The sequence below is a fragment of the Sphingomonas colocasiae genome, assembly GCF_019880585.1.
Taxonomy (GTDB): Bacteria; Pseudomonadota; Alphaproteobacteria; order Sphingomonadales; family Sphingomonadaceae; genus Sphingobium_A; species Sphingobium_A colocasiae.
In genome coordinates, this window is the sequence record NZ_JAINVV010000014.1 from 155,422 (window position 1) to 181,764 (window position 26,343).

General features: G+C 64.9%; 34 protein-coding genes and 1 tRNA gene. 23 read left to right on the forward strand and 12 right to left on the reverse strand.

Annotated features, from left to right (window positions below):
* Positions 1-209: 209 nt before the first annotated feature.
* Both K7G82_RS27470 and lepA read right to left on the reverse strand, forming a co-directional pair.
* Positions 210-389 carry a hypothetical protein gene (locus tag K7G82_RS27470; RefSeq protein WP_222993360.1) on the reverse strand — a complete coding sequence of 60 codons (180 nt, stop codon included), beginning with the start codon at positions 387-389 and terminating at the stop codon, positions 210-212.
* Positions 389-2,182: a translation elongation factor 4 gene (gene lepA / locus K7G82_RS27475; protein WP_222993362.1), complete on the reverse strand. Its 1,794-nt coding sequence runs from the start codon at positions 2,180-2,182 to the stop codon at positions 389-391. Before lepA ends, K7G82_RS27470 begins: the two co-directional genes overlap by 1 nt.
* A gap of 229 nt (positions 2,183-2,411) precedes the next feature.
* Here lepA and K7G82_RS27480 point away from each other — a divergent pair, with 229 nt between their 5' ends.
* From K7G82_RS27480 to K7G82_RS27490, 3 genes are all read left to right on the forward strand, one after another.
* Complete coding sequence (locus K7G82_RS27480; RefSeq protein ID WP_343228665.1) at positions 2,412-3,206, forward strand: CsgG/HfaB family protein; 795 nt, start codon at positions 2,412-2,414, stop codon at positions 3,204-3,206.
* 100 nt (positions 3,207-3,306) lie between these two features.
* On the forward strand, positions 3,307-4,269 hold the full coding sequence (locus tag K7G82_RS27485) for a beta-propeller fold lactonase family protein (RefSeq protein WP_222993366.1): 963 nt from the start codon (positions 3,307-3,309) through the stop codon (positions 4,267-4,269).
* A gap of 107 nt (positions 4,270-4,376) precedes the next feature.
* Positions 4,377-6,257, forward strand: a complete 1,881-nt coding sequence (locus K7G82_RS27490) for a CocE/NonD family hydrolase (protein WP_222993369.1) — start codon at positions 4,377-4,379, stop codon at positions 6,255-6,257.
* Positions 6,258-6,293: 36 nt separating this feature from the next.
* On the opposite strand, the gene K7G82_RS27495 is transcribed toward K7G82_RS27490, so the two are convergent.
* Together K7G82_RS27495 and pnuC are read right to left on the reverse strand one after the other, a co-directional pair.
* Complete coding sequence (locus tag K7G82_RS27495) at positions 6,294-7,298, reverse strand: AAA family ATPase (RefSeq protein WP_222993371.1); 1,005 nt, start codon at positions 7,296-7,298, stop codon at positions 6,294-6,296.
* A complete protein-coding gene (pnuC, locus tag K7G82_RS27500) occupies positions 7,259-7,831 on the reverse strand; it encodes a nicotinamide riboside transporter PnuC (RefSeq protein ID WP_222993373.1) in 573 nt (190 codons plus the stop codon). The genes K7G82_RS27495 and pnuC overlap by 40 nt, the downstream gene beginning before the upstream one ends.
* Before the next feature lie 96 nt (positions 7,832-7,927).
* Here pnuC and K7G82_RS27505 point away from each other — a divergent pair, with 96 nt between their 5' ends.
* Together K7G82_RS27505 and K7G82_RS27510 are read left to right on the forward strand one after the other, a co-directional pair.
* A complete protein-coding gene (locus tag K7G82_RS27505) occupies positions 7,928-9,226 on the forward strand; it encodes an FAD-dependent oxidoreductase (RefSeq protein WP_222993375.1) in 1,299 nt (432 codons plus the stop codon).
* A 76-nt stretch (positions 9,227-9,302) separates the two neighbouring features.
* Positions 9,303-9,379, forward strand: a tRNA-Pro gene (locus K7G82_RS27510).
* Positions 9,380-9,395: 16 nt separating this feature from the next.
* Here K7G82_RS27510 and K7G82_RS27515 read toward each other — a convergent pair.
* From K7G82_RS27515 to K7G82_RS27550, 8 genes are all read right to left on the reverse strand, one after another.
* On the reverse strand, positions 9,396-10,430 hold the full coding sequence (locus K7G82_RS27515) for a tyrosine-type recombinase/integrase (RefSeq protein ID WP_222993377.1): 1,035 nt from the start codon (positions 10,428-10,430) through the stop codon (positions 9,396-9,398).
* Positions 10,431-10,608: 178 nt separating this feature from the next.
* A complete protein-coding gene (locus K7G82_RS27520; RefSeq protein ID WP_222993379.1) occupies positions 10,609-11,127 on the reverse strand; it encodes a hypothetical protein in 519 nt (172 codons plus the stop codon).
* Positions 11,124-11,399: a hypothetical protein gene (locus tag K7G82_RS27525; protein ID WP_222993381.1), complete on the reverse strand. Its 276-nt coding sequence runs from the start codon at positions 11,397-11,399 to the stop codon at positions 11,124-11,126. The genes K7G82_RS27520 and K7G82_RS27525 overlap by 4 nt, the downstream gene beginning before the upstream one ends.
* A gap of 5 nt (positions 11,400-11,404) precedes the next feature.
* Positions 11,405-12,064 (reverse strand): hypothetical protein, encoded by a 660-nt coding sequence (locus K7G82_RS27530; protein WP_343228666.1) that lies wholly within the window; start codon positions 12,062-12,064, stop codon positions 11,405-11,407.
* Between the two features lie 23 nt (positions 12,065-12,087).
* Complete coding sequence (locus K7G82_RS27535) at positions 12,088-12,618, reverse strand: hypothetical protein (RefSeq protein WP_222993385.1); 531 nt, start codon at positions 12,616-12,618, stop codon at positions 12,088-12,090.
* On the reverse strand, positions 12,615-12,857 hold the full coding sequence (locus K7G82_RS27540) for a hypothetical protein (protein ID WP_222993387.1): 243 nt from the start codon (positions 12,855-12,857) through the stop codon (positions 12,615-12,617). The genes K7G82_RS27535 and K7G82_RS27540 overlap by 4 nt, the downstream gene beginning before the upstream one ends.
* A complete protein-coding gene (locus K7G82_RS27545; protein ID WP_222993389.1) occupies positions 12,857-13,309 on the reverse strand; it encodes a hypothetical protein in 453 nt (150 codons plus the stop codon). The genes K7G82_RS27540 and K7G82_RS27545 overlap by 1 nt, the downstream gene beginning before the upstream one ends.
* 247 nt (positions 13,310-13,556) lie before the next feature.
* A complete protein-coding gene (locus K7G82_RS27550; RefSeq protein ID WP_222993391.1) occupies positions 13,557-13,928 on the reverse strand; it encodes a helix-turn-helix domain-containing protein in 372 nt (123 codons plus the stop codon).
* 96 nt (positions 13,929-14,024) lie between these two features.
* Here K7G82_RS27550 and K7G82_RS27555 point away from each other — a divergent pair, with 96 nt between their 5' ends.
* The 18 genes from K7G82_RS27555 to K7G82_RS27640 all read left to right on the forward strand — a co-directional run bounded on the left by K7G82_RS27555 (position 14,025) and on the right by K7G82_RS27640 (position 26,342).
* On the forward strand, positions 14,025-14,291 hold the full coding sequence (locus K7G82_RS27555) for a helix-turn-helix domain-containing protein (protein ID WP_222993393.1): 267 nt from the start codon (positions 14,025-14,027) through the stop codon (positions 14,289-14,291).
* Positions 14,288-14,491, forward strand: a complete 204-nt coding sequence (locus K7G82_RS27560; protein WP_222993395.1) for a hypothetical protein — start codon at positions 14,288-14,290, stop codon at positions 14,489-14,491. The genes K7G82_RS27555 and K7G82_RS27560 overlap by 4 nt, the downstream gene beginning before the upstream one ends.
* Positions 14,488-14,967 (forward strand): phage regulatory CII family protein, encoded by a 480-nt coding sequence (locus K7G82_RS27565; protein ID WP_222993397.1) that lies wholly within the window; start codon positions 14,488-14,490, stop codon positions 14,965-14,967. The genes K7G82_RS27560 and K7G82_RS27565 overlap by 4 nt, the downstream gene beginning before the upstream one ends.
* On the forward strand, positions 14,967-15,614 hold the full coding sequence (locus K7G82_RS27570) for a hypothetical protein (RefSeq protein WP_222993399.1): 648 nt from the start codon (positions 14,967-14,969) through the stop codon (positions 15,612-15,614). Before K7G82_RS27565 ends, K7G82_RS27570 begins: the two co-directional genes overlap by 1 nt.
* 16 nt (positions 15,615-15,630) lie before the next feature.
* The gene (locus K7G82_RS27575; protein WP_222993401.1) at positions 15,631-15,843 is read left to right on the forward strand and encodes a hypothetical protein; all 213 of its coding nucleotides are present in this window, start codon (positions 15,631-15,633) and stop codon (positions 15,841-15,843) included.
* Entirely contained in the window at positions 15,840-16,169 is a 330-nt protein-coding gene (locus tag K7G82_RS27580; protein WP_222993403.1) for a hypothetical protein, read from the forward strand. The genes K7G82_RS27575 and K7G82_RS27580 overlap by 4 nt, the downstream gene beginning before the upstream one ends.
* Entirely contained in the window at positions 16,166-16,663 is a 498-nt protein-coding gene (locus tag K7G82_RS27585) for a hypothetical protein (RefSeq protein ID WP_222993405.1), read from the forward strand. Before K7G82_RS27580 ends, K7G82_RS27585 begins: the two co-directional genes overlap by 4 nt.
* Positions 16,663-17,805, forward strand: coding sequence for a DUF5131 family protein (locus K7G82_RS27590; RefSeq protein WP_222993407.1), 1,143 nt, complete (start codon positions 16,663-16,665; stop codon positions 17,803-17,805). Before K7G82_RS27585 ends, K7G82_RS27590 begins: the two co-directional genes overlap by 1 nt.
* Complete coding sequence (locus K7G82_RS27595; RefSeq protein WP_222993409.1) at positions 17,802-20,477, forward strand: DNA methyltransferase; 2,676 nt, start codon at positions 17,802-17,804, stop codon at positions 20,475-20,477. The genes K7G82_RS27590 and K7G82_RS27595 overlap by 4 nt, the downstream gene beginning before the upstream one ends.
* Positions 20,474-20,824 (forward strand): hypothetical protein, encoded by a 351-nt coding sequence (locus K7G82_RS27600; RefSeq protein WP_222993411.1) that lies wholly within the window; start codon positions 20,474-20,476, stop codon positions 20,822-20,824. Before K7G82_RS27595 ends, K7G82_RS27600 begins: the two co-directional genes overlap by 4 nt.
* A 253-nt stretch (positions 20,825-21,077) precedes the next feature.
* Entirely contained in the window at positions 21,078-21,323 is a 246-nt protein-coding gene (locus tag K7G82_RS27605) for a hypothetical protein (RefSeq protein ID WP_222993413.1), read from the forward strand.
* Complete coding sequence (locus tag K7G82_RS27610; protein ID WP_222993415.1) at positions 21,320-21,661, forward strand: hypothetical protein; 342 nt, start codon at positions 21,320-21,322, stop codon at positions 21,659-21,661. The genes K7G82_RS27605 and K7G82_RS27610 overlap by 4 nt, the downstream gene beginning before the upstream one ends.
* The gene (locus K7G82_RS27615) at positions 21,658-21,957 is read left to right on the forward strand and encodes a hypothetical protein (RefSeq protein ID WP_222993417.1); all 300 of its coding nucleotides are present in this window, start codon (positions 21,658-21,660) and stop codon (positions 21,955-21,957) included. Before K7G82_RS27610 ends, K7G82_RS27615 begins: the two co-directional genes overlap by 4 nt.
* Entirely contained in the window at positions 21,954-22,193 is a 240-nt protein-coding gene (locus K7G82_RS27620; RefSeq protein WP_222993419.1) for a hypothetical protein, read from the forward strand. Before K7G82_RS27615 ends, K7G82_RS27620 begins: the two co-directional genes overlap by 4 nt.
* Entirely contained in the window at positions 22,190-22,549 is a 360-nt protein-coding gene (locus K7G82_RS27625) for a hypothetical protein (RefSeq protein ID WP_222993422.1), read from the forward strand. The genes K7G82_RS27620 and K7G82_RS27625 overlap by 4 nt, the downstream gene beginning before the upstream one ends.
* The gene (locus tag K7G82_RS27630; RefSeq protein WP_222993424.1) at positions 22,546-22,764 is read left to right on the forward strand and encodes a hypothetical protein; all 219 of its coding nucleotides are present in this window, start codon (positions 22,546-22,548) and stop codon (positions 22,762-22,764) included. The genes K7G82_RS27625 and K7G82_RS27630 overlap by 4 nt, the downstream gene beginning before the upstream one ends.
* Positions 22,761-23,231, forward strand: coding sequence for a single-stranded DNA-binding protein (gene ssb / locus K7G82_RS27635; RefSeq protein WP_222993426.1), 471 nt, complete (start codon positions 22,761-22,763; stop codon positions 23,229-23,231). Before K7G82_RS27630 ends, ssb begins: the two co-directional genes overlap by 4 nt.
* 102 nt (positions 23,232-23,333) lie before the next feature.
* Entirely contained in the window at positions 23,334-26,342 is a 3,009-nt protein-coding gene (locus K7G82_RS27640) for a phage/plasmid primase, P4 family (RefSeq protein ID WP_246623940.1), read from the forward strand.
* Position 26,343 lies beyond the last annotated feature (1 nt).

A 26,343-nucleotide genomic window follows, 5' to 3' on the forward strand; every position in this document is an offset into this window, starting at 1 on the left:
TAAAGGCCCAAATGTTGCACTGCGATGACGGGGGGTTCGTTATTTTCCCAAGTGATGCATAGCTGCCACACCGGTTGGAAAAAATCGACAAGGCCGGACAGAGCCGACGAATTGCCATAGTCGCGTAACAATCACGATCGCACGCGCTGCGATCCGCATCGGCGATCGATATTATCGGGTCGCTGTTCACGACTTGCGAATAGCGGCGCTCAGCGCAATTTCGCGATCTTCAGCCCATCCAGCTTCGCGCGATCCTTGATCGATTCCTCGCTGCGCGTCAGCGCCTTCGAAATCGCCTTCAGCGCCATGCCCTTCTTGGCGAGCTGATGCAGCTTCTGGATCTCGTCGCTCGTCCAGGGCTGGCGATGCCGTTCGAAACGCTCGGCCATCAGGCGTCATCCCCCATGCGCAGCGCCGCGATGAAGGCCTCTTGCGGGATGCTCACGCTGCCATATTCACGCATCCGCTTCTTGCCTTCCTTCTGCTTGTCCAGAAGCTTCTTCTTGCGGCTGATGTCGCCGCCATAGCATTTCGCGGTCACATCCTTGCGCAGCGCGGCGATCGTCTCGCGCGCGATCACCTTGCCGCCGATCGCGGCCTGGATCGGGATCTTGAACAGGTGGCGCGGGATCAGGTCCTTCAGCCGTTCGCACATGTGGCGGCCGCGCGCCTCGGCGGCGCTGCGGTGGACGATCATGCTGAGCGCGTCGACCGGCTCGTTGTTCACCAGGATGTTCATCTTGACGAGATCGCCGGGGCGATGGCCGATCTGGTGATAGTCGAAGCTGGCATAGCCGCGGCTGATGCTCTTCAACCGGTCGTAAAAGTCGAAGACCACTTCGTTGAGCGGCAGTTCATAGGTGATCTGCGCGCGGCCGCCGACATAGGTGAGGTTCTTCTGGATGCCGCGACGATCCTGGCAGAGCTTCAGGATCGGCCCCAGATATTCGTCGGGCACATAGATCACCGCCTCGATCCAGGGTTCCTCGATCTCCTCGATCCGGTTGGGATCGGGCATGTCCGCCGGATTGTGCAGTTCGAGCTGCCCGCCGCCATGGGTGAGCGTCAGGTGATAGACCACCGACGGCGCCGTAGTGATCAGATCGAGATCATATTCACGCGTCAGCCGCTCCTGGATGATCTCCAGATGGAGCAGCCCCAGGAAGCCGCAGCGGAAGCCGAAGCCCAGCGCCGCGCTCGTCTCCATCTCGAAGCTGAAGGAGGCGTCGTTGAGCCGCAGCTTCGAGATGCTCTCGCGCAGCTTCTCGAAATCATTGGCATCGGTCGGAAACAGGCCGCAGAACACCACCGGCTGCACTTCCTTGAAACCCGGCAGCGCTTCGGCGGCGGGTTTCTTGGCGTCGGTGATGGTGTCGCCGACCATGGTCTGTGCGACTTCCTTGATCTGCGCGGTGATGAAGCCGATCTCGCCCGGCCCCAGTTCGGGCAGCTGCTCGATCTTGGGGCGCATGCAGCCTGTGCGGTCGACCAGATGGGTGGTGCCCGCCTGCATGAACTTGATCTGCTGGCCCTTCTTCAGCACGCCGTCGATGACGCGGACGAGGATGACGACGCCCAGATAGGGATCGTACCAGCTATCGACGAGCATCGCCTTCAGCGGCGCGTCGCGATCGCCCTTGGGCGACGGGATCTTGGCGACGATCTGGTCGAGAATCTCTTCGATGCCGATGCCGGACTTGGCGCTCGCCAGCACGGCTTCCGACGCGTCGAGGCCGATAATGTCCTCGATCTCGGCGCGCACGCGCTCCGGTTCCGCCGCCGGCAGGTCGATCTTGTTGATGACGGGCAGGATCTCGTGATCATGCTCGATCGACTGATAGACATTGGCGAGCGTCTGCGCCTCGACGCCCTGCGCGGCATCGACGACCAGCAGCGCGCCTTCGCAGGCCGCGAGCGAGCGCGAGACTTCATAGGCGAAGTCGACATGGCCCGGCGTGTCCATCAGGTTGAGGACATAGCCCTTCCAGTCGAGGCGCACGGTCTGCGCCTTGATGGTGATGCCACGCTCCTTCTCGATCTCCATATTGTCGAGGACCTGGGCGGACATCTCGCGCTCGGTCAGGCCGCCGGTGCGCTGGATCAGCCGATCGGCCAGCGTCGACTTGCCATGGTCGATATGCGCGATGATTGAAAAGTTGCGGATCTTGTCGAGCGGAGTCATGGCGCGCGCCTAGCATCGCTGCCGCCCGATGTCATCGACCAACAGCGGCGGCGATATATGACGAAGCCCGTCATGTGATCCAGAGCACTTACGCGGTTGCGGCTTTGGTGATATGGCGGCGTCACACCGTCAACAAGCGGGTCGCGCGCAGGATTTTGCATCTCGGCTTCCGGGGGGCGTGAAAACATCTCACGCAACAAGGCGCCGATTTTCATTTGGGGAGAATATCGTGTCCGTCAAACTGACTTCGTTGCTCGTCGCATCCTCGCTCTGCCTCGCGGCCTCGCCCGCGCTGGCGAAGGATACGAAGGGTTCGTCCGCACGCCAGGAGCAGTCCCGCGGAACGCAGGAAATTCCGCGCTGCACCCGCAAGCTCGGCTCGGTCGCGATCGTCGAGCCCGACACCCAGTGGTGGCGCGACTATAATCTGGGCAGCCCCGAAGCGATCCTGAAGGTGTTCGTCCAGCAGTCGGGCTGCTTCACCATCGTCAATCGCGGCCGCGCGATGCAGAGCCGCGCGATGGAACGCGCCATGGCCGATTCGGGCGAGCTTCAGTCGGGCTCCAACCTCGGCAAGGGCCAGGTGAAGACGGCCGACTATTATCTTGAGCCCAACATCGTCGGCGCGAATGCCAATGGCGGCGGCGGCGGCGCGGGCGGTGCGCTCGGCGGCGCGCTGGGCGGCCTGTTCGGCGGCGCCGGCCGCGTGATCGGCGGCATCGCCGGCGGCGTGTCGGTCAAGAAGAAGGAAGCGAACGTCACGCTTTCGATCGTCAACGGCCGCACCACCGAGGAAGAGGCGCTGACCGAGGGCTATGCCCGCAAGTCGGACGTCAGCTTCGGCGGCGGCGGCGGCGCGCTGTGGGGCGGCGGCCTCGCCGCGGCCGGCGGCGGCGGCTACCAGAACACCGAGATCGGCCAGGTCATCGTGCTCGCCTATCTCGACGCCTATACCAAGCTGGTCACCCAGCTCGGCGGCCTGCCCGAGAACGCGGCAGCCGCGGCGCCCGTCGCCCGCAAATAAGCGACAGGCACAACCGAATGGAGCGCCGTCCCGGTCCGCCGGGGCGGCGCTTTGTTTTTGTGCGGTTCCTGCGTATTCATCCGCGCAAAGGAGAGACCCGATGCGCCCATTCGTCCTGCTTGCCGTGAGCCTTGCCTCAAGCTTCGCCCTTGCCGTCCCCGCCGCCGCGGAGACGCTGCTGATCGGCAACAAGGCTGAAGACACGGTCAGCTTCATCGATCTCGCGACCGGCAAGGAACGCGCCCGCGTCGAAACCGCGCATATGCCGCACGAGATCGCGATCTCGCCGGACGGCAAACAGGCAGCGGTCGTGGCCTATGGCGGCACCACGCTCGATATCTTCGACGTCGCCAGTGCCAGCCGGGTCAAGCGGATCGACCTGTCACCCAATGTCGCGCCGCACGGAATCGCCTGGCTGCGCGACGGCCGGCTGGTCGTCACCACCGAGAAGAGCAAGTCGCTGACATTGGTCGATCCCGCCACCGGCGCCGTCAGCGCGGTCGCTACCGACCAGAACGGATCGCACATGGTGGCGATCGCGCCCACCGGCGGGCGCGCCTATGTCGCCAATATCGCATCGGGCACGGTCAGCGTGATCGACATCGATACGCGCCGCAAGATCGCCGACATCGCGGTGGGCGGACGCCCCGAAGGCATCGCGCTGACACCCAACGGCAAGCAGCTCTGGGTGGGCGATCTGTCGGCCCCGCATGTCCGTATCGTCGATACCGCGACGCTCAAGACCGTTGCGACACTGCCCGTCGATCCGGTGGCGATCCGTGTCGCGATCAGCCCGGACGGCAAGACCGCCGTCACCTCCAATCTCGAATCGGGTACGCTGACGCTGATCGATGTCGCGAAGCGCAAGGTGCTGAAGACGATATCGGTGAGCGGCCAGAAGGATGCGGGCCAGGTCACGATCCTGTTCTCGCGCGACGGCAAACGCCTCTATGCGGCCGAAACCTATCGCAACGAGATCGCGGAAGTCGATATGAAGAACGGCACCGTGCTCCGGCGCATCCCTGCCGGCAAGAATGGCGACGGGCTCGGCATCGCGCCCTGACACAGGCATTTTCAAATAAGAAAAACATGTCCTGATCGCGCCGTTTTCTTGACAATATGCATGATTGCCGAAACAGTCGGTACACAGAATGAGGGGGAGATTGCCGGATGAAACGCGCCGTCCTAGCCATGTCCGTGGCGCTGACGCTCCACATGCCTGTCGCGGCACAGGATTATTCGAAATATTCGCCCGAAGCGGCCACCAAGGAAATGGCGGAGATCGCCACCGCCGAAACCGCGGTGCTGGTGCCGATGCGCGACGGTGTCGGCCTTTCCACCAACATCTACAAGCCCAAGGGCGCGACCGGACCATTGCCGGTGATCCTGTGGAAGACGCCCTATAACGAGCATGTACCGCGCGGCATGACGCAGCAGCTCGCGCTGGAAGCGGTCAAGCGCGGTTATGTCTTCATCGTCCAGAACGAACGCGGCCGCTATTTCTCCGAAGGCAAATACGAGATCCTCGGCTACCCGCAGACCGACGGCTACGACACGCTCAGCTGGATCGCGAAACAGCCCTGGTCGAACCAGAAGGTCGGCACGCTCGGTTGCTCCTCCTCCGCCGAATGGCAGCTCGCGCTCGCCGCGCAGAACCACCCGGCGCACGCGGCGATGGTGCCGATGGCCTCGGGCGCGGGCATCGGCAAGGTCGGCCGTTTCCAGGAACAGGGCAATTGGTACACCGGCGGCGTGCCGCGCAACCTGTTCTTCGTCTGGCTCTATGGCGTCGACAATCCGCTGCGCGCCGAATTGCCCAAGGGCCTGGATCCCGCGATGCGCGCGCGCATCGCGGGCTATAACGACCTTGCCGCGACCAAGCCCAAGGTCGACTGGAACAAGCAGATCAAGCATCTGCCGGTCGACCAGATGCTATCCGATCTCGGCGAGCCGCCCGCGACCTTCGAGCAGTTCATCAAACGCACCCCGGCCGATCCCGGCTGGCGCAAGGGCGGCCTGTATCATGACGATATGGGCTGGGGCGTACCCGCCTTGTGGTTCAATAGCTGGTACGACGTCTCGATCGGCCCCAATCTGGAACTGTTCAATCACGCGCAGGCGGCCGGCACCGACAAGGAAGCGAGCGCCAACCAATATGCGGTGATCGGCCCGATGCCGCATTGCCAATATTGGCAGCAAGGGCCCAAGACCGTCGTCGGCGAGCGCGACATGGGCGATACCAGCTTCAACACCAGCGGCACGATCTTCGCCTGGTTCGACCGCTGGCTGAAGGGCAATGCAGCCGCCTGGCCAGCCGCCACGCCGCGCGTGCAATTCTACCAGATGGGCGCCAATCGCTGGCAGAATGCGGCGAGCTGGCCGCCCAAGGGCGTGGAGCCCATGCGCCTTTATCTCCGCAGCGGCGGCGGCGCCAACAGCCTGAACGGCGATGGCCGGCTCGAAGCCGCCGCCCCGCCCAGGGGCGAAGCGGCCGATCGCTATCGCTACGATCCGATGAACCCGGTGCAGACCGTCGGCGGCGGCGATTGCTGCAATGGCGGAATCGTCGTGCCCGGCGCGTTCGACCAGCGCGGCGTGGAGGCGCGCAACGATGTGCTCGTCTATACCAGCGAGCCGCTGAAGACACCGGTCAATGTCAGCGGCTTCGTCGATGCGGTGCTCAAGGTCTCGTCGAGCGCCAAGGATACCGATTATGCGGTCAAGCTGGTCGATGTCGCGCCCGACGGCACCGCCTGGATCATCGCGGACACGATCTTCCGCGCACGCTATCGCGACGGATATGACAAGCCGAAGATGATGGAGCCGGGCAAGGTCTATACGATCCGCCCGACGCCGATGGCGACGAGCATCCAGTTCGGCGCCGGCCATCGCATCCGCGTCGAGGTCAGTTCGTCCAGCTTCCCCAAATTCGTGCGCAACCTGAACACGGGCGGCCCGAACGAGAGCGAAAGCAAGGGCGTGGTGGCGGACAACAGCATCCACCATGACGGCGAGAATGCGTCGTACATAGAACTGCCCGTGGTCCGCTGATGCCATTCCCCCTCCCGTTCACGGGAGGGGGGAAGATCAGCCCAATCCCGCCTCTGCGATGGCGGCGAGCGCAGCCTCGAACCGCGCCTCGCCCTCGCCGTCGACGATTGCCCAGCGAACCCCGCGCCGTTCCAGCTCGGCGCGGGAAACCTCCAGGAAACGCGCGCGATCGGCAGGCGCACCGAACAGGCGCGTGCCATCGTCACGCCATGGCAGATCGGTATCGAGCAACAGATAGAGATCGGCCGTCGCATCCCAGCGATCGAACCAGGGATCGCGGCGGCCGAAGAGCATCTCGGCCCAGGCGGCGGTCATCAGCGGATCGGTATCGAGGATCAGCCGGCGATTGCACTGGCGGAGCGCGGCGCGCGTCATCGCGTCATGCCCGCGCGCGATCCAGATGAGATCGTCCATCGTCAGATCGGTGCCGAACTGTTCGCACCAGGTGCGCCCATATTCGGGCACCAGATCGGTTTCGAAATGCGCGGCAAGTCGCGCCGACAGCACCGACTTGCCCACGCTTTCCGGGCCGTGCAGGCAGATGCTGCGCGCATAATAGGGTCGCACGGGCGCGGGAATGTCACTCCAGTGCCGCCAGGGATCGGCGCGAACGGCGCTGCCCGAAATCGGCGCGGCGCGGCGCTCGGGGTCCACCGGCAGGAAGCGGGCGCCGACCTCGTCGGCAAGCCGCTGGCCATAGGCGTCGGACGCGAAGACAAAATCGATCGGATCGGGATGCGCGGTCTTCACGATGCCGCGCCAGATCGGCCAGAAGTCCGGATGGTCGGCGGGCTCCTGCGGCACGGTCGCGTCATGGCCGATCACCTCGCAATCGGGAAACAGCGCGCGCATCCATTGCAGCCGCAGGGGGCCGGGCACGGGATCGTCGGGCAGCCAGCAGACCAGGATGGTCAGGCGGTCGACCAGCGTGCGCGCCGTTTCGCACAGCAGCACATGCCCGCGATGGGGCGGCATGAACTTGCCCAGCAGAAATCCGGTCGTCACGCCGCGCGCCCGCTCGCCCTGCGCGCGCGCATCCATTCCTCGAATCCCCAGATCGAAAGCGCCAGGAAGACGACGTAGAGTGCGGATGTCAGTTTGAGATCCTTGACCCAGTAGAGCCCGACCGCGAGCACATCGACCAGGATCCACAAGATCCAGTTCTCCAGAAAACGCCGCGACATCAGGATCTGCGCCGCCACGCTCATCATCGCGATCGCGCCGTCCCAATAAGGAAAATGCGCGTCGGTGCGCGTATCCATCATCCAGCCCCAAAGTGCGATCAGGGCCAGCAGCGCCGCAACCCAGGCGGCGCGGGCGCGGCCCGAGAGCAGTTCGACGCGCACCTCGCCCGCCTCCGCCCGGGCGCGGTGCCAATACCACCAGCCGTAGATCTGGATGACGAAGAAGAAGATCTGGAGCAGCGAGTCGCTGTAGAGCTTCGTCTGGTAGAAGATCACCGCATAGAGCGAGACCATCACGATCCCGAACGGATAGTTCCAGATGCTGCGCAGCACGATCAGCGTGACGTTGATCACGCCCAGGATCACCGCGATGATTTCGAGCGCGCTCACACCCATTCGATAGCAGCGGCGCGGCGCGCTTGCCAACGCCCCTTGCGCCGCCTTTCCGCCGCGTTACGATCCTGAAAAAGCAAGGAGAGATGATCCATGCGGCACATCGCGGTGATCGGTTCGGGGCCAGCCGGCTATTATACGGCGGAGGCCTGCCAGAAGCTTTTCGGCGGCGAGGTCCGCGTCGACGTCATAGACGGTCTGCCCGTGCCCTATGGCCTTATCCGCTTCGGCGTGGCCCCGGATCACCAGTCGATCAAGGCGGTTTCCAAACGCTATGAAGCAGTGGCGCTCAGCGACAATGTCCGCTTCGTCGGCAATGTCCTGGTCGGACGCGACGTCAGCATCGACGAGCTTCAGTCGCTCTACGATGCGGTGGTGCTGGCGACCGGTGCCCCGCGCGACCGGCCGCTCGGCATCGCGGGGGACGATCTGCCCGGCGTCGTCGGATCCGCCGCCTTTGTCGGCTGGTATAATGGCCATCCGGAATTCGCCGACCTTTCGCCGCGACTCGATATCGACGGCGTCGTCGTCATCGGCAACGGCAATGTCGCGCTCGACGTCGCCCGCATCCTCTCCAAGACGCCCGCCGAATTCGCGGGATCGGACATTGTCGACCATGCGCTGGCGGCACTCGCGGAATCGTCGATCACCAGGGTCTCGATCCTCGGCCGGCGCGGCCCGCACCAGATCGCGATGACGCCCAAGGAACTGGGAGAACTCGGCCATCTCGAACGCGCGGCACCGCATGTCGATCCGGCGGACCTGCCGCCGACCGGTGACGACGCGTTGCTCGAACCCGGCATGCGCAAATCGGTGACGCATCTTCGCGACTTCGCCGCGACCGACGCGAAGAAGCCGATCACGATCGATTTCGATTTCTTCGCGATGCCCGTCGCGATCGAGGGCGACGGCAAGGTCGAGCGCGTGATCGTCGAACGCACCGAGCTGGACGCCGATCTCCGCTCGCACGGGACGGGGGAGCGCTATGCGATTCCCTGCGGGCTGGTGGTGAGTTGCATCGGCTACAGCACCCCGCAGATCGAGGGGGTGCCCTATGAACATGGCCGCGGCCGATTCGCCAATGACGAGGGCCGCATCCTGCCCGGCCTTTATTGCGTCGGCTGGGCGCGGCGCGGGCCGACCGGCACCATCGGCACCAATCGGCCGGATGGCCAGATGATCGCCGAGAAGATCGCGGCCGACCTGCCCGAGCCTTCGCGAAAGGCCGGCCGCGCGGGGCTCGATTCGCTGCTCGCCCGCCGAGAGGTCGACGTCGTCACCTTCCGGGACTGGCAGAAAATCGAAGCGGCGGAAGTCGCGCGGGCGCGCGACGGCAGCCCGCGCGGCAAGTTCGTGAACGTCGCGGAGATGATCGCGGCACGGAGTGATTGAAGCGGGCTTGCGGTGCGCCAAACCGCTGCTATAAGCCGCCGCCTGCCTACCGGCTTCGTGCCGGTTCCGCATCGGTCGGGGAGTAGCTCAGCCTGGTAGAGCACTGTCTTCGGGAGGCAGGGGCCGGAGGTTCGAATCCTCTCTCCCCGACCACATTTTCAGCCAATTTCTAGCCAGTTTGGACAGTGCCCCAAGGTTCGATTGAACCTTGCCCCCCTGCCCTGCGCTGGATTCGGCTTGCTACACCCCTCAGATGGCCGGGTGTGAACCTGGCGTAGTGACGTTCCGTGGTGCGGCTATCTTCATGCCCCATGAACTGCGCCAGCTCCGTCATCGGGGCGCCCGCCTCCGCCGCCCATACGGCGCCGGTATGGCGAAGCATGTAGGCAGTGACGTGGAAGCCGCAGCGCTCGCTGGCGGCCTGGAAAAGTTTCTTCACGTTGGCGATTCGCTTGCCGCCCCGTTCGATCACATATTCGCTCTGGCGCGCGCGCCACGCCTCTTTCAGAGCGTCCAGCGCCTCTTCGTTCAGTGGCAGCGCATCGGCACGGCGCTTCGCGGTTTGAACCCGCCCCTCCGGATTGAGATCGATCGTTCCCTTTTGCCAGTTCACGCGATCCCATGTCAGATCGAGCAGCGCGGCCGGCCGCGCCATCGTGTAGAGGCCGAGCAACACGTAGAGCCTGGCATGCGGCGCCTTCACGGCCGCGAAGAATTTTTCGAATTCGGCATGGCTGAGATGGCGCTTGCGGCGCTCCGGCGGCGACGGTCGCCAGATCTCCGGCGCGTTATCGATCAGCTTCTCGTCTTTCGCCCAGCGAAGCGCGACCGACAGCATCGACAATTCGTAGCGCACTGTCGCCGGCGCGGCACGACGACGCGCGGCATAGCCCCTGGCCATTTCCTTATCGATCAGGTTCGGTGAAACCGCTGCCCAATAGTCGCGCATTGCCTTCCAGGCATCCGACTGCCGATTCGCGGTGACGATGCCTTCTGCCCGCCGATCGGCGAGATAGGCCTCGACTATGTCTCCCACGGTCCGGGCAGAACGGTTGCCGAGCCGCCAGCGCTGCCGCGCTTCGGCCTCAGCCCCGATTCGATCGGTCGCGGATAGGGCGTGGCGGCGGCGCTTTCCTTCGGCATCCTGCCAGACGATTGCGTATCCGCCGCGAAGCCGCTGGACTGTGAAGGGGTCGGACTGCATTCGAATCTCTCTACTTCGGTGTGGCGGATGCGGATCAGATCGCCAACGCGGAAGCATTGCAACTCTCCGCGCTCGATCAGCTTGCGAATGACGCCTTCGCTGCATTCCCAATGCGCGGCCAAGGTCTTGACCGTGAATGGCCGGCGGGCGTCGGAATCGGGCAGGACGACATGCGCGTTCACGCGGCTTCTCCCTGGATGGCCGGCGCGCGATCTTGGCGGGCCTTGATGTTGGCGAGGACAAGGATGCGGATGGACTGATCGCCGGTGCGGCGCTGCCACCACAGCATCGCCTCGACCAGCTCGCGGCGGCGCCAGGCCGTAAGGTACGGTTCGATCAGATCGCCGTGGATGTAGCGCAGGCCGGTTTCGGTGTTGCCGTCGATCGTCGCGCGGATCTCTACGGGCAAATCGTCTTGCGCCTTGCGCAGCTGCTGCGTGCAGCGCGTATAGGACTCTTCCAGCGCGGTCAGCTTCGCGAGCTGGCTGACATCGTCGATGCCGGCGGGGCGCTGATGGTTGACTACCCAATGCCAATCGGCCGCGATCGCGCGCCAGGCAGCCAGCTCGGCCTGGGCGGCGATCTCGCCGAGCCGTTCGGTCAGGATCTCGATCGAGGCCTTGCGCCGGCGCGCGGCGTCGGCCGCTTCGGCGGCGATCAGATCCCAATCGTGCGCGAAGTGGGGGGCGTCGGTCATGGGCGCATACCAGCAAACACAAGCTCGATTGCGGCGCGGATCGCGTCGGCTTCCGCGCCCGATGCTTCGGCGGATCGAACGGCGAATTCGATCGCCTCCCGCAGTATGTTTTCAGCCACCACGATACCGACGCACGCTGCTTCGATCGCGGTCGGCATCGTCATGGCATGGCCCTTCACGATCTCGTGAACGGCTGCGACGGCGGGCTCTGCTCGCTCGCGCATGCCGCGCTGGTCGATCAGATCCGCCAGTTCATAGGCGAGGTTATGCACTAGGCTCATGCCGCTGCCCTTTCGGCAAGCATTTGCGCCAGAAGGTGGTCGCCCCATTGCTGGGCGACGGCGGCGGAGATGCCGGGAAAGCTTTCGCTGCGCTTGCGCGCGCGCTCCGGCCCCGGCGGTTCACGATGAACGCGGCTCCATGCCTTGTGCTCGTCAGTACCCGGGGCCGGCGGGTCCAGCCGGTCGGTCGGCACAAGATCGGGCAGGTCGATGAGTTCAAGGCCCGTCGCCTTGAAGAATGGATCTCCGAACCACCATGGCTGCACAAACTGCGTTCGGCCGCGCTTTGTCAGATCGATCGCGTAGCGGTGCATGACGGGATTTTCGATCGCGCGGCGCCGGATCTGGCGCGCATCCCGAACCGCCCGATAGAATGCGGCGGCTTTTTCCAGCTCGGCCCAGCGCTGCGGATCCGGGCCGTTGATCTTCTTCCCGTCGATGTAGAGCCATTTCACGCCGGAGTTGCAAAGCACCGTGCAGGGCGGATGGAAGACGGCGAGCATGTCCCAGCCATCGTCCAGATGATCCAGCAGATTGCCGGTGATGTGGCGATTGCTGCCATCGTCTGCCGGCTCCAGATCGCACGACCATGCATCGAAGCCCCTCGCAACGAACTGACGGCGGATGGCGCCGCTGCGTTCGCAGCCGATCAGCACCCGGATGTCCCCCGGTTCGATCGTCATTCCGGGATCTCCGCTGGCGTCGTCGCTTCTTCGGCGTCCCACAGGTCGATCATCGCCAGCATCCTCGCGGCGAGGCCCAGAGCCAGATCGCGGCGTTCTGCGCGCGGCTGGCTTTCGTCGACGACGAGGCGCACGAGCACTTCGACGGATTGCGCGTGATGGCCCAACGCGGACAGCTCTGGCCTGCCTAGTGCCGCCAGCCAGTAATTGGTGTTCTGCCGCACCTTGTCCCATTCGGGGCTGTGCAGCACGTCGAGAATGTCGAGCGCTTCATGCGTGGCCTTACTGACGCCCTGGCGGAGATCGGTGGATGCGGGGTCGCTTGACGCCGCCGCCTGTTCGATCGGCATCCGATATTCGACCGGGTTAAATCCGATATCGACGGGATTGTCGCTGATCGGGGCGAGTGCCCAGATGCGGCCCGTCCAGTATGCCAGCGCCTGCGGCTGCGGCGCGCCCCGAACCTCGACCACGATATGGCGCTGGTCGCCGATCGGCATGGATTTCATGTCAAGCCAGCGGCTCATATCGCCCACCTGACTGCCTGGGCGGCGATGACGACGGCGACGATCAGGCCGAAGGCGATGTAGAGGCGGCGATCGCGGCGGGCTCGGGCGCGATCGGCGGCCTGATCGTCGTCGCTCGGCTGGATTTCGCTCCAATCGATCGTCGCCATGCGGCGGAATTCGGTTTCGCTGCCGATCTTCGGCAGGTTGCTGGCCTCCACATGGAGCCGGCAATTCTCTGACTGGCGGGCGCGGCTCATCAGAGCACCGTCTTGAGCGCGAGTTTGAACAGGATGCGGCTGCGCGCGTGCGTGTCGCCGGGGCGGCGCCAGAAGCCGCGCACGATGCGATGGCCCTTTTCCAGCATCATGCGGCGAAAGGCATATTCGCTGGTCGGGTAGTCCTCCGCGTGGCCGCCATTCTTGGACAGCCAGTTCATGTAGTCGGACAGGACATCCGTGGCGGGGGTGCGGGCCTGTTCGTCGATATCGAGATTGGCCGGATGGATGCGGGGCACGACGCGATCGGCCAGCCAGCGTTCGAACAGCGTCGGCTCCGCCGGGGGCGACAGTTCGTCTGGCTGGGCGCGGCGCGTGCCGCGATCGGTGATGACGACAGCGGAGCCGTCACGGTTCCACTGATGGATCTTGACCGGCTGGCCGGCAAGCAACGCGCTGGAGCCAGCATGAGGGAATGGAACAGATTGAAGCATGTTTGCCTCCCGTTGTTGACGGGGGCGATAATTACGTGTGGTGTAAGTTCTCTGTCAAATGGAAATTACGTATGGTGTAATTTACCGTTTCGGAATCGATATGGGCGCGACTCGCATAGATTGCATGCTGCGCAATTTTCGGGCGTGTAGGAAAGGCGAGATTGATCGAGAATGGACGAAAGAGGGCGCAAACGCGCGTCCGCGTTCGCGCCCACCTAGGCGATCGACGATGTATCAGGTTGTCGGCTTAGCCGTGCGTGCCGCTGCGCGCGAGCGCTTCCAAGACCGCTTCGGCCTGGCGATACTGATCTGGCGTCAGGTGATCGAGAATGGAAAGCACCTTGCCCTCCTTCGTCGGATCTCTGGAGATCAGGTATTCCGGGTGCGTCTGATACACATCGGCCAGCACTTCCAGCACCGCCTGTGTGTAGGGCTGCTTGCCGTTCTCGATCCGGCTAAGGCTGGCTTCGGTTTTCGGAACACGGCGGCCCGGATCGTCAGGGTCCGTATCGCCGGCCAGCTCGATGATCCGCGCCACGGCTGCCGATTGCGTCAGCCCCCGATAGCTGCGCCATTCCTTGAAATAGGTCCGATGTTTCGAGGCGGGATTGCGTACCATGTAAGCGAGTGTCCTACATGGCGCGTGCACTGAGAATGCCGCCCCATGTAAGTTACGCTTGACGTAAGACTTACGCTGGGTGTAAGTCGCCGTGCTATGACGCTCGATGACTATCTCACCAGCGAGGACATCACGGCCGCCGACTTCGGCGGACGCGTCGGCCTCAGCGAGGCTTCGATATCGCGCATCCGCAAGGGTGAGCAGAACATCACCCGCGATGTGATGCGGCGCATCATCGCCGCATCGGGGGGCAAGATCTCTGCGGAGGGCTTGGTTCTGCAACACAGCGTAGCGGCTAGCCTGATCGTTACGCCGCCGTCATCCGGAAAGGGCGGGGAAATTTCCGCACGGGTGAGCGCGTGAAGCGTCGGCGCTCATGGAAGCTGCGCCGGAAAACCCGCGTGACCCCGACGCAGTTCGAACTGTTGCCGTACACGCTTGGCAACACCGCCCGGTTCAAGCGGCCCGTTATCGGGATCGATCTGGGCACCGGAACGGACCTTGCGGCCTGGGCCTATTGGGACGGCAAGCGCTGGACGTTTTTACGGGAGGCGCTGGCGTGACCGACCTGACCCCCGAACAGATCAAGCTGAAAGACGTCACGCACGACATGATCAAGGGCTGTGGCGGGCTGGAAGCCGCCGCCAGCCTGTGCCGCGTCGGGAAGAGCGTGTTGGCGGAATATGCCAGCGAGGATCATCCAGACCGGTTCGTGCCAATAGACGTTGTCGCGGATCTGGAGCCGAAGGCGAAGAACCGGCCAGGCTGGCCGCACGTGACGCGCCGGCTGTGCGAGGTCATGGGCGGCGTGTTCGTTCCCCTGCCCCGTGCCGGCACGCTGCCGGCCGATGTTCACGCGGCGCTCGCCGTCAGCCTGAAAGAGCATTCGGATGGCGCCTCGACGATCGTCGCGGGCTTTGCGGACGGCAAGTTCGACCGCGGCGAGCTGGAGCACGCGATCAAGGAAGTCACCGAAGGGATCGAGGCGGCGGTGCGGCTGAAAGCCGTGCTCGAACGCATGCTGGAGGATGTGCGCTGATGCGGTTCACGCTGGATGACAAGAGCTGGCTGGACGGGCCGGTGGAAACCGGCGCGGAGCTGGTCGCGTGCTGCCGTGCGCTGGCCGGCAAGGATGTGGCGGGCGGTGATGACTGGAATGCGGGCGCGCTGGCGCTGGCGAACTGGATCATGACCGCGCCCGGCCAGGCGGCGCTGCTGTCGCGCAGCCTGTCCAACCCGTTCGCGATGGGCGAGGCGATCGAGCTTCTACTCTGCTGCACTGCGCCCACTGCACTGATGGCCACTTTGCTTGAGCGTATCGAGAAAGTGAGCGGCGGCGCGGTCGTGGCCGCCCATTTCGACCAAGTCATCCCCGTCCCGGCGGAGATCGATGAAGCTATCGCGGAGATCGAAGCCGATGCGGCGGCCGTGCTGGCGCCATCCGCCGAAACGGCGCCGCTGGGCGCGCATCTGTGCAGCGGGCGGCTGGGCGACCAGCTGCCCAGTGGGCCGCTGTTCCATGCGGTGAGCGACAGCCGATCGGCCAATGATTTCCTGCTGACCGGAATGGGCTTCGCCTTCCGGCTGGACGTGCCCGCCGCCGTCTCGATGCGCGATGCGCTCGACGCCGGGATTCGGGCGTGTCGCGGGGCACATGCGGACGCCGTCGTCAGCGGCAAGGCTTAAGGAAAGAGGGGGGACGATGATCAACCGCCAATCCATCGCCGAGCAACGCGCGGAGATCGCGCGGCTGGAGCGCATCAACCTGACCCGCAGCCTTTCCGATCAGGAAGTGGCGCGGCTGGACGATCTGCTGCGCCGCGAGCGGCTGCGCAATTGGTGGCGCGCGCGGCGGCGTGCCGAGCAGCTGGACCGTGCGGCGGCGCGCCTGGCGCAACTGGCGCTGGCGGCATGAAGAGTTCAGCCGCAGCGATCGCCGCCCAGCTCGCGGAGCTGGCGGCGCTGGACGCGAAGAAGCGTGCGGTGGGGCTGCTGGATTCCGAGCATCGCCGGCGGGAACGGCTGGTCGCGCTGAAAGCGGCGCGGCGGCGATACCAGGACCGGAAGATCGCGACCGCGAAAGCGCGTGCGGACAAGGCTGCTGAGCAGGCCGGCGCGGCTGCGCTCGCGGTCGAGCAGCAATCCGACCTGCTGGAAGCGGCGTTGAAGCGCGCGATCGACAAGGCGCATCGCGCGCGGGTCGCGTTTGCCCGGTATCAGGAAGTGAGGGCAGCGGCATGACGGACGTCACATATGCCTGCGTTGGTGGACCGCCAGATAATTGGTTCAATCTTCTCATCGTCGACGCTGACGGCGTCGAGATTCGGGACGTTGTCGAAGTAAACGCAGCCGAAGGCTGGCTGGTTCGCTGTCTCAGAGACGCGAACGGCCGGCCCATTCCTGGCGACGATGGCTATGCGACCGAGCGGTTGGAAGGCCAATTTCGCATTGAGCGCAAGCCGGTTGATCCACTTGCCGGCCTATGCGCGGAGACGATCGCAACCGAGCGGGCGGCGGTGAAGGCCTATGCGGCCGATCATCGGCGGCGGATCGAGGTGCAGATCGCCAGGGGGCGGCTGACCGCCGACGAAGGCACGCTGCTGGCGAAACAGGTGGATGTGTTCGCCGAAGGCGTGGCGATCGGCCTGCATATGGAAGGCTTCGAACCGCGAGAGGTCCGCGTCGCCGTGCGCGCGGCGCTGAGCGCGACCGGGCTTGATGGGCGGGCTCGCTGATGGCTGCCCGCACGCTGATCGAATGGACCGATGCGACGTGGAACGTCGTGAACGGGTGTTCCGTCCTCTCGCCGGGGTGCAAGCATTGCTATGCGATGCGGCTGGCGGGGACGCGACTGCGCAATCATCCGTCGCGCGCGGGGCTGACGATCGACACGGCGGCCGGGCCGGTGTGGAACGGGCAGGTTCGGGTCGATGGAAAGGTGCTGTTGCAGCCGCTGCGCTGGCGGAAGCCCAAGCGGATCTTCGTCTGCGCGCATGGCGATCTGTTCCATGAAGCCGTTTCAGACGACGTGATCGACGCGGTGTTCGCGGTGATGGCGCTATGCCCGCAGCACATATTCCAGGTGCTGACGAAGCGGCCGGAGCGGATGCGGGCGTATCTGACCCAGCCGCTCAATTCGCTGTTTTACACTCGGCTCGATCGGATTTCGGACGCGGCCTATCGGATCGCTGCTACGCTCAAGGGCCGCTGGGACGAAGCCGCCGGCATGGCGGCGCGGCAGGCTTGCGTCGACGCGCTCAAGCGGATCGACCATCGGACCAATGCCGGGTTCAAGAATGTCTGGCTGGGCACGTCTGTCGAGGATCAACCGCGCGCGAATGAGCGGATCCCGCATTTGCTGAATACGCCGGCAGCGGTGCGTTTCCTTTCGTTGGAGCCGCTGTTGGGGCCGGTTAATCTTCGGCGGATCTGCATCGTGCCGCAGGTGCTCGGCTCGGCGCGGGCCGGCATCCATATCGATGCGCTCGCCGGCCGGTATGTCGAAAGCGGCGTGCCCTATATCGGTGATTGGGACGTCACGCGCCCCTATCCCGAAGGGAGCCCGGCGCTTTCGATCGATCAGGCGATCGTGGGCGGAGAGAATGGCCCCCGGGCGATGCATCCCAAATGGGTGCGCGACATTCGCGATGACTGCGCGGACACGGACACCGCCTTCTTTTTGAAGCAATGGGGATGGTTCGCGCCGCTGATGGGCGCGCGGCCTGCGACATCTGGTTTCGCGGCCTGGCCGGACGGTTCGGTTCGCACGGGCCATGCCGCATCGCGCGGCGGGCCGGGCATCGCCATGTTCCGGGGCACGAAGAAGATCACCGGGCGGCTGCTCGATGGCGTCCAGCATAGCGGGATGCCGGCATGAGGCGCGGTCCCGCCCTTGCGGCTTCGACCGCTGCCCAGCCGCTGGATTATCTGGATTTCGTTCGCGCGAAGATCCTGGATCTGCCGCCGCTGGGCGTGCCGGTGGCGGCGAACGATGTGCATCCGATCCTGAAACCGCATCAGCAGGCGCTTGTCCGCTGGGCGGTGGCAGGCGGACGGCGCGCCATCTTCGCGGCGTTCGGGCTGGGCAAGAGCCTGATGCAGCTGGAGATCATGCGGCAGCTGGGTGCCCAGCTCGGCGGGCGCCAGCTGATCGTGGTGCCGCTGACGGTGCTGATCGAGTTCAAGCGCGATGCCGCGATGCTCGGCATGTCACCGATCTTCATTCGGTCGACGGCGGAGATCGCGATCGCGGCTGAGCCTGGGCCCAGTGGCCAGCTCTATCTGACCAACTATGAAAGCGTTCGCGAAGGCAAGATCGACCTGTCGCTGTTCAACGCCTGTTCGCTGGACGAAGCATCGTGCCTGCGCGGGTTCGGCGGGACGAAGACGTTCCGCGAGTTCATGCGCCTGTTCGACGGGATGCAATATAAGTTCGTCGCCACGGCGACGCCCAGCCCGAACGAATATGTCGAGCTGCTGGCCTATGCCGCGTTCCTGGAAATCATGGACGTCGGCCAGGCCAAGACGCGGTTCTTCAAGCGCAACAGCGAAAAGGCGGACGAGCTGACGATCCATCCGCACAAGGCGGATGAATTCTGGCTGTGGGTGAACAGCTGGGCGGCGTTCGTGCAACGCCCGTCCGATCTCGGTTTCTCCGACGAAGGCTATGAGCTGCCCGAGCTGGACGTGCGCTGGCATGAAGTGCCGGCGGATCATGCCGTCGCCGGCGCCGACAAGAGCGGCCAGGGCCTGCTGCTGAAAAAGGATGCGATCGGTCTGGTCGACGCGGCGCGCGAGAAGCGCGACAGCCTGGGTGCCCGGATCGAAAAGCTGATGGAGATACGCGCGGAGGATCCTGCCGCGCATCGCATCATCTGGCACGATCTGGAGGCGGAGCGCGCCGCGATCGAGCGCGCGATCCCGAATGTCGCGAGCGTCTATGGCAATCAGGAGCTGGGGCAGCGGGAAAAGACGATCATCCGCTTTTCCGACGGCGAGATCCAGGAGCTTGCGGCAAAGCCGGTGCTCGCCGGCAGCGGCTGCAACTTCCAGCGCCATTGCCATTGGGCGGTTTTCCTCGGCATCGGCTTCAAGTTCAACGACTTCATCCAAGCGATCCACCGCATCCAGCGATTCCTGCAGACGCACCGGGTTCGCATCGACCTGATCTATTCCGAGGCGGAACGCGCGGTGCGCCGCGTGCTCGAGGAGAAGTGGGCGCGGCACAAGGAAACCGTTGTGCGGATGAGCGAGATCATCCGCACCTATGGGCTTGGCCTGGCCGGTGCGCGCGACGTGCTGGCGCGGACGGTGGCGACCGAGACGGCGCCGGCGGTGGAGGGCGACAGCTGGCGCGTGTGGAACGCCGATACCGTCATCCAGACGGCGGCGCTGCCGGCGGACAGTGTTGGCCTGATCGTGACCAGCGTGCCGTTCGGCAACCAGTATGAGTATAGCCCGAGCTATAACGATTTCGGCCATACCGACGATCTCGACCATTTCTTCGGCCAGATGGACTATCTGACGCCGGAGCTGTTGCGAGTCCTTCAGCCCGGCCGGCGCATGGCGGTGCACGTCAAGGATCGCGTGGTGCCGAGCGGGCTGACAGGCCTGGGCTTCCGCACGATCGAGCCGTTCCATGCGCGGTGCATCGCGCATTATCAGCGGCACGGCTTCGCCTATCTCGGCATGATCACGATCGTGACCGACGTGGTGCGCGAGAATGCCGGCACCTATCGGCTGGGCTGGACCGAGCAGTGCAAGGATGCATCGGGCATGGGCGTTGGCCTGCCCGAATATCTTCTGCTGTTCCGCAAGCCGCCGTCGGACCGATCGAACGGCTATGCCGATGTGCCGGTGGTGAAGGGCAAGCCCGATCTGGAGATCGTCGACACCGGCGAGATCATCCGGTGGGACAGCAAGCGCGCCGATGATCTGGTGAAGGGCATGAAGGCCCGGCCGGTCGGCGGTACCGGCTATTCGCGCGCGCGGTGGCAGACCGATGCGTGCAGCATGTGGCGGAGCAGCGGCGATCGCGTGCTGACGCCGGAGGACCTGGTCGGCAAGCCGTTCAAGCAGATCTACCGCCTGTTCCGCGGCTGGAGCTATGCCAGTGTCTATGACCATGACGGCCATGTCGCCCTGGTCGAGGCAATGGAGGCGCGCTGGTCGCTTCCCGTCGATTTCGCGCTGATGCCGGCGCAGAGCTGGCACCCGGATGTGTGGACAGATGTGGCGCGGATGCTGGGCGCCAATACCGTCCAGTCCGCCAAGGGCCGCGAAGAGCATCTGTGCCCCCTCCCCTTCGATATCGTCGATCGCGCGGTGCTGAACTGGAGCAATCCCGGCGACGTCGTGTTCGATCCGTTCGGCGGGCTGCTGAGCGTGCCGCTGCGCGCGGTGAAGCACGGCCGGCGCGGCTGGGCGACCGAGCTGAGCGAGAAATATTTCAAAGATGGCGTGATGCTGTTGCGCGAACAGGATGCCGGCCGGGCCACGGCCAGCCTGTTCGACCTGCTCGCCGAAGAGACGATGGAGGCGGCGGAGTGACGCTGTTGGAAGAGATCACCGCCTATATGGCGGAAACCAACATGAATGCCCGGCAGGTCGGGCGGCTGGCGATGGGTGATCCCTTTGCGGTCAGCCGCCTGAAAAAGGACACGCTGGGCATCGATCGCCAGGCGAAGCTGCGCGTATGGCTGAAACAGCGGCGGGCGGCGAAGGTGGCGCCCAAGCCCGCGCTGGTGCTGGAGCGCACCTTTGCGCCGGTGGAGCCGCTGGCGGGTGATGCCGAGCAGCGGCACCGCCGCGATTGCGTGCAGGGATCCGCCGCGCTGCTCAAGGCGCTCAACCGCTTCTATCGCCGGCGTGCGGCGGCGCTGCGGAACGCGGCATGACGATTTCAGGACAGAATACCCCAGAGGGGTCCGGTACGGCTCGCGAGGCCCCCAGCGGTGCGTCATCGGGCGCGCCCTTGCGGATCACAGATCGCCCCTCGCTCAATCGCTGCCCCTGCGGGCGGATGCCCGGCCTTCGTGCGCGCCGCGTTGCCGAAGACGTGATGAAGACCTGGGTTGAATGCCCCGGCTGTCGCGCGACCGGGCCGGAAATCGAAGACGCCTATCGCGACGACGCCACGGCGGCCGACGCGTGGAATCGCGATCCGGGGAGGAAGCGGTGAACGTCGATCCCTGCCGCAACGCCTGTCAGGATCGGTGCGCCGAATATGGCGATCCATCCTGTTTCGAGATCTGGCCGCATGTTCGCCGGAACAAGATCGAGCGAGGCGAAGCGGATCCCGGCGAGTGGAAGCCTTGCACCGAATGCCTGCGCGACGTGGGCGTGGAAGTGATCGAGCCGATCGATCCGGCCGCTGTCGTGAGGCTGCTGCTGTGACGATCCCCGCCCTTGGCTATCCGAGCCGCACTGCGGCCGTGGTCGCGTTGCGCGCGGAGGGGTTGAGCACGGCCCAGATCGCGGAGCGGCTGGGGATCAAGCGGACAGTGGTCAATTCGTTGGAGTGGCGGGCATCGCATCCGCGATCGGCGCGCCGGCGTGGCTATGCCGGGCCGATCATCTCGATCCCGCCGCAGGCCGTTGAGCAGCTGCGCCCGCATATCAACCGCCGGCGAATGAGCCTGGTCGAACTGGCAACCCAGATCATCACCCGCGTCGCCGGCGCCGGGCTGGTCGACCAGGTGCTGGATGGAAACCGAAAGGAGAGGAAGGGATGAGCGGCAACTATTATCCGCAGTCGGATCACAATCCGCAAACCATCACGGTCGGCGACCTTATCGCGAAGTTGCAAGCGCTCGATCCGAGCAAGCCGGTGATCTTCAAATCTCCCGAGAATGGCGCATTCGGATCCAATACCACCTATGCGCTCGGCACCGTCGCGGCTGCGACGATGGAAGAGCAGACGATCGATTATCCGCCCAGTTCGTACATTGATGATGAAACGGGCGAGCAGGTTCAATGCGAGGCTTGGACCCAAGTCTTTCACGCCTGGGACGGGGTGATCCTGTCGTGAGCGGCCGCAAGCACTTCACCGGCATGAACCGGCTTACCCAGATGCAGGCCAATCCGATCGCGCGTGAAGCCATCGACGCGATGCTGGGACAGCTGCTGATCGTGCTGGTCAATCGCGCCGGCGGATCGATCGAGATCCCGAACGCGGAGATCGACGGCACCGGTCGGTTCAATCTCTCCATGCAGCTCAACGAGCAAGCGCGCAGCTTCACCTTTGTGGTCGGAGAAAAGCCATGACGAAAACCACGCTGACCGACGGTTCGCCGGTCACTCCCGATCATCGCGAGATCGATCCCGCCACCGGCATGCAAAAGGGCTATGTCGTATTGAACGATGAAGAGCGCGCGAAGGGCTTCGTCGAGCCGGTGCGGCGATCCTATGTGCACCAGACCTGCGGCGCCGTCACCGCGATGGGCATCGAGCTGGCCGAGACATATGCCCGCCAGCCGGAATTCTATTCGGGCACGTTCTGTGTCGCGTGTCGCGATCATTTCCCTGTCGGAGAGGATGGCGAATTCGTCTGGCACGGCTCCGATCAGAAGGTGGGGACGCGGCGGGCGCGCGCGGTAGCGGTTGAGGGTGGTCGGTCATGACGGAGAGTTTGGCCGAAGCGCTGCCCCGCGAGATCAACCGCGTTCGAGCGGTGCAGGACGCCTACAAGCAATTCCGCACCATGCCAGGCGTGATCGTTGAGCCGGCGATTACGTTGATGGAAGCGTCGATCGTCGAGGGCATTGCTGCGCTCGCCTCAGGCGACGTCGTGCGCATGCTGCGGGTCCATGAAGCGCTGAAAGGCTTCGAACTATGACCGCCTCCCTCAACAAGCAGCTCTTGATCGGCCACCTTGGCGCGGATCCGAAGCGGCAGACGATGCCCAATGGGAACGACGTCGTTTCGTTCGGTCTGGCGACCAGTGAGCGCTGGAACGATCGCGACGGCAACCGGCAGGAACGCACCGACTGGCACCGCGTCGTCATCTTCAGCGAGCATCTGGGCAAGCTTGCCATGGATTATCTGCGCAAGGGCAGCCGCTGCTATGTGGAAGGGCAGACGCAGCACCGCAAATATCGCGATCGCGAGGGCGTGGAACGCAGCATCGCCGAAGTGGTGATCCAGCGTTTCAGCGGTGAGCTGCGGTTGCTCGATCGCGGCCAGTCCGACCAGGCGGAGCGCCCCCAGTCCGGCCGCGATGCCGCCGGCGGCGCCGATCGCGCGGATCCTCCCGCATCGTCCGGCCCGTCTCGCCTCGATCTCGACGACGACGTTCCGTTCTAGCCGCATCCTCCCGGTTCGGCCGGGAAGCCTGTTTTCGTTCGTGTGCCGTGATTTTCACGGGGGGATTTGCTGACCGTGCCGAGTGCCGACCTACCTTCGCCGATGTGTTCGGCCGCTCTGCGATACGCGCGGCATGGCTGGCCGGTTTTCCCGTGTCGCGAGCGCGACGAAACCGTGCGCCTGGCGAACGGCAACGAGCGGACATACAAGGCGAAATCGCCCTATACCGGCGCGGGCTTCAAGGATGCGACCACCGACGAAGCGCGGATCCGCGAATGGTGGCGGCGACACCCCAATGCGCTGATCGGGCTGGCGACGGGTCGCAACGGCTGTTTCGTGCTCGACTTCGATCCTCGCCACGATGCGGTGACGGGCGAAGTCTTCACGCTGGAGCAGCTGAAAGCGGACCTGGAAGAGCAGATGGGCTGCGCGCTGCCGCCCTCGCTGACGGCGATAACGCAGAGCGAGGGCGTGCATGTGTATCTGCGCCAGCCGGACGGGGAGCCGATCCGGAATCGCGGGAACCTGCCCCGGCATGTCGATGTGCGCGGAGAGGGCGGCTATGTGATCGCGCCGCCCAGCGTGACCTATCATGACGACGGCACCGAAAAGGGGCGGTATCGCTGGTATCGCGGGAAGCTGGGCGATGAAGCCGTCGACGCGCCGGCGGCGCTGATCGAGATATTGCGATCGACCGCGAAACGGGCGCGGGCGGCGGCGCCGGCGGAAACCGATGCGGCCGAACCGTCAACGCGATCGGCGCCACCTGTAAACCGCAGCGATGATCCCGCCGATGTGGTGCGCCGGCGCTATGCCCTGCGCGCGCTGGAAGACGAGTGCGCGGAGCTGGAGAAGACGCCGGAGGGCGGCGGCCGCCATGGCGGGCGGAATCGCGGCATCTATTTCGCGGCGCTGAAACTGGGCGGCTTTGTCGCCGGCGGGTGGCTGAGCGAAAGCGTGGTGCGCGCGGCGCTTCGCGACGTCATCCGCAACATGCCGAACAACCAGGATCCGGACGGCGCCGAACAGACGATGGAGAACGGGCTGCGCGACGGCATGCAGAACGCGCACGATCTGTCCGACGTCGGCACGCGTGCTGGCGCGCGCCCAAGCTCTGCCCAAGCGAACGGGAGTTCGCGGGCCGGGAGGCCCGCGGCCGCTTCGTCATCCGCCCCCGGCCTTCCTGACCGATCCTCCCCCCCGCCCCCGGATGACGACGGGAGGAATGGGCAAAGCTCCCATGCGGGAGGGAATGGCGGCGATGGGAGCGAATTGGGGTGCGGGCCGGGCAAGGATGGGGGCTGGGGCGACGATCTGACGTTGCGCTGCGCGTTCATGCCCCAGACGGACCTGGGCAATCTGGAGCGCTTCCTTGCCCGCTATGGCGCCAACTTCCTGTTCGTGGAGGCCTGGGGCTGGCTGGCGTGGGACGGGCAGCGCTGGAACCGGGACATGGCGGTGCCGATGATCGGCCGTGCGGTGCAGGAAACCATGCGGCTGGTGCAGGACGAAGCGGATCTGGTGCGGGCCAGCGGTGTGCCGTTTCCGCCCAAGGATGGCGATGTCGAGCTGAACGACGACGATGATGATGGCGAGCCGCATCCGGACGATAATGTCGACGAACGCGACCCGCACTTCATCCGCGAATTCCGAAAGCAGCGCCGGAAGCTGAAATCGCACATGTGGTATCGCCAGCGGCTGCTCGCCCGCGAAACCGGCGGCGAGGGGCCGCGCCACAACGCGATCGTCCAGGTGAAGAGCAACGGCGATATCGTGCTGCTCTCCGACAAGGTCGCGGCCTGGGGACGCGCTTCGGAAAGCGCAGGGCATATCAGCTGCATCCCGACAATGGCGCAGTCGCGGCTATCCGCCCGAACGGAAGATTTCGACGTGGATCCGCTGGCGCTCAACGTGCAGAATGGCACTCTGCAATTCTTCCGGCCCGTCGATGGTGCGGCGGCGCATGTGGAATTGCGTGCGCATCAGCGAAAGGATCGAATCACCAAGATCGCGCGGGCGAGCTTCGATCCGGCGGCGATCTCCAAGGTGTTCGACACCTTCCTGGAGCGCGTGCAGCCCGGTGCGGACATGCGCACCTTTCTGGATTGCTGGGCGGGATACAATGCCATCGGCCTGGCCGATGCGCAGCGGATGGCGATCTTCTATGGTGAAGGGTCCAATGGCAAGGGCGTCTGGGTCCAGACGATCGCCTGGTTGCTGGGCGACTATGCCTGGGCAACGGGCATCGAGACATTCATGGGCGGTGGCCCCAAGCGTACTGGCGGCGGTCCGACGACGGACCTTGCCGCGCTTGCTGGACGCCGCATGGTCTATGCCAACGAGCCTGATGACAGTTCGAAGTTCTCGGACGGCTTGTTGAAGGCGCTGACGTCGGACGAACCGATCGGCGGTGTCCGTGAGTTGAACCGTCCGCCGTTCGAATTGCTGGTCACCTGGGCCAATACGATCATGGCGAATACGCTGCCCCGGATCGGCACCGATTGGGGAACCAGGCGGCGCGCGCAAGTCGTCCCGTGGGATGTCATCATTCCAAAGGAAGAACGCGACATTCAGCTTAAGAACAAGATCAAGGCTGAGATGTCAGGCGTGCTCAATCGCGTGGTCGCCGGCGCGTTGGCCTATCTGACCGACGGGCTGCCCATGCCAGACGCCATGGTCGAGGCCACCCAGCAGTACCACGAGGAAAACGACATGCTGGGCATGTTCCTCGATCTGTGCATCGCGCGATCGCCTGGCGACAAGCTGGGCGCGACGGCGCTGCATCGGCTGTTCGAAGCGTGGCAGACCTGGGCGCAGCAGCTGCCGGCGTCCGGCAAGGCGTGGTCGGCCAAATACCTGAACGCCCAGATGCAAAAGAAGGGCTTCAAGATCAACAAGGCCAGCACGATGCAATGGCATGATATCGTGCCGCGCTTCGTGGAAACGGACTTCACCGATCATGACGGGAAGCCGCAGGCGCGCGAGCTGCCCGCACCGAAGCATCCGGACAAGCCCAGCGCTGGCCTGCCGCCTGGGGCCGCTCCGCCGCCGCAATTCGATCCCCCGGCCCCTGATACCGGGCGATATAGCGATGATGATTTGCCGCCATGAT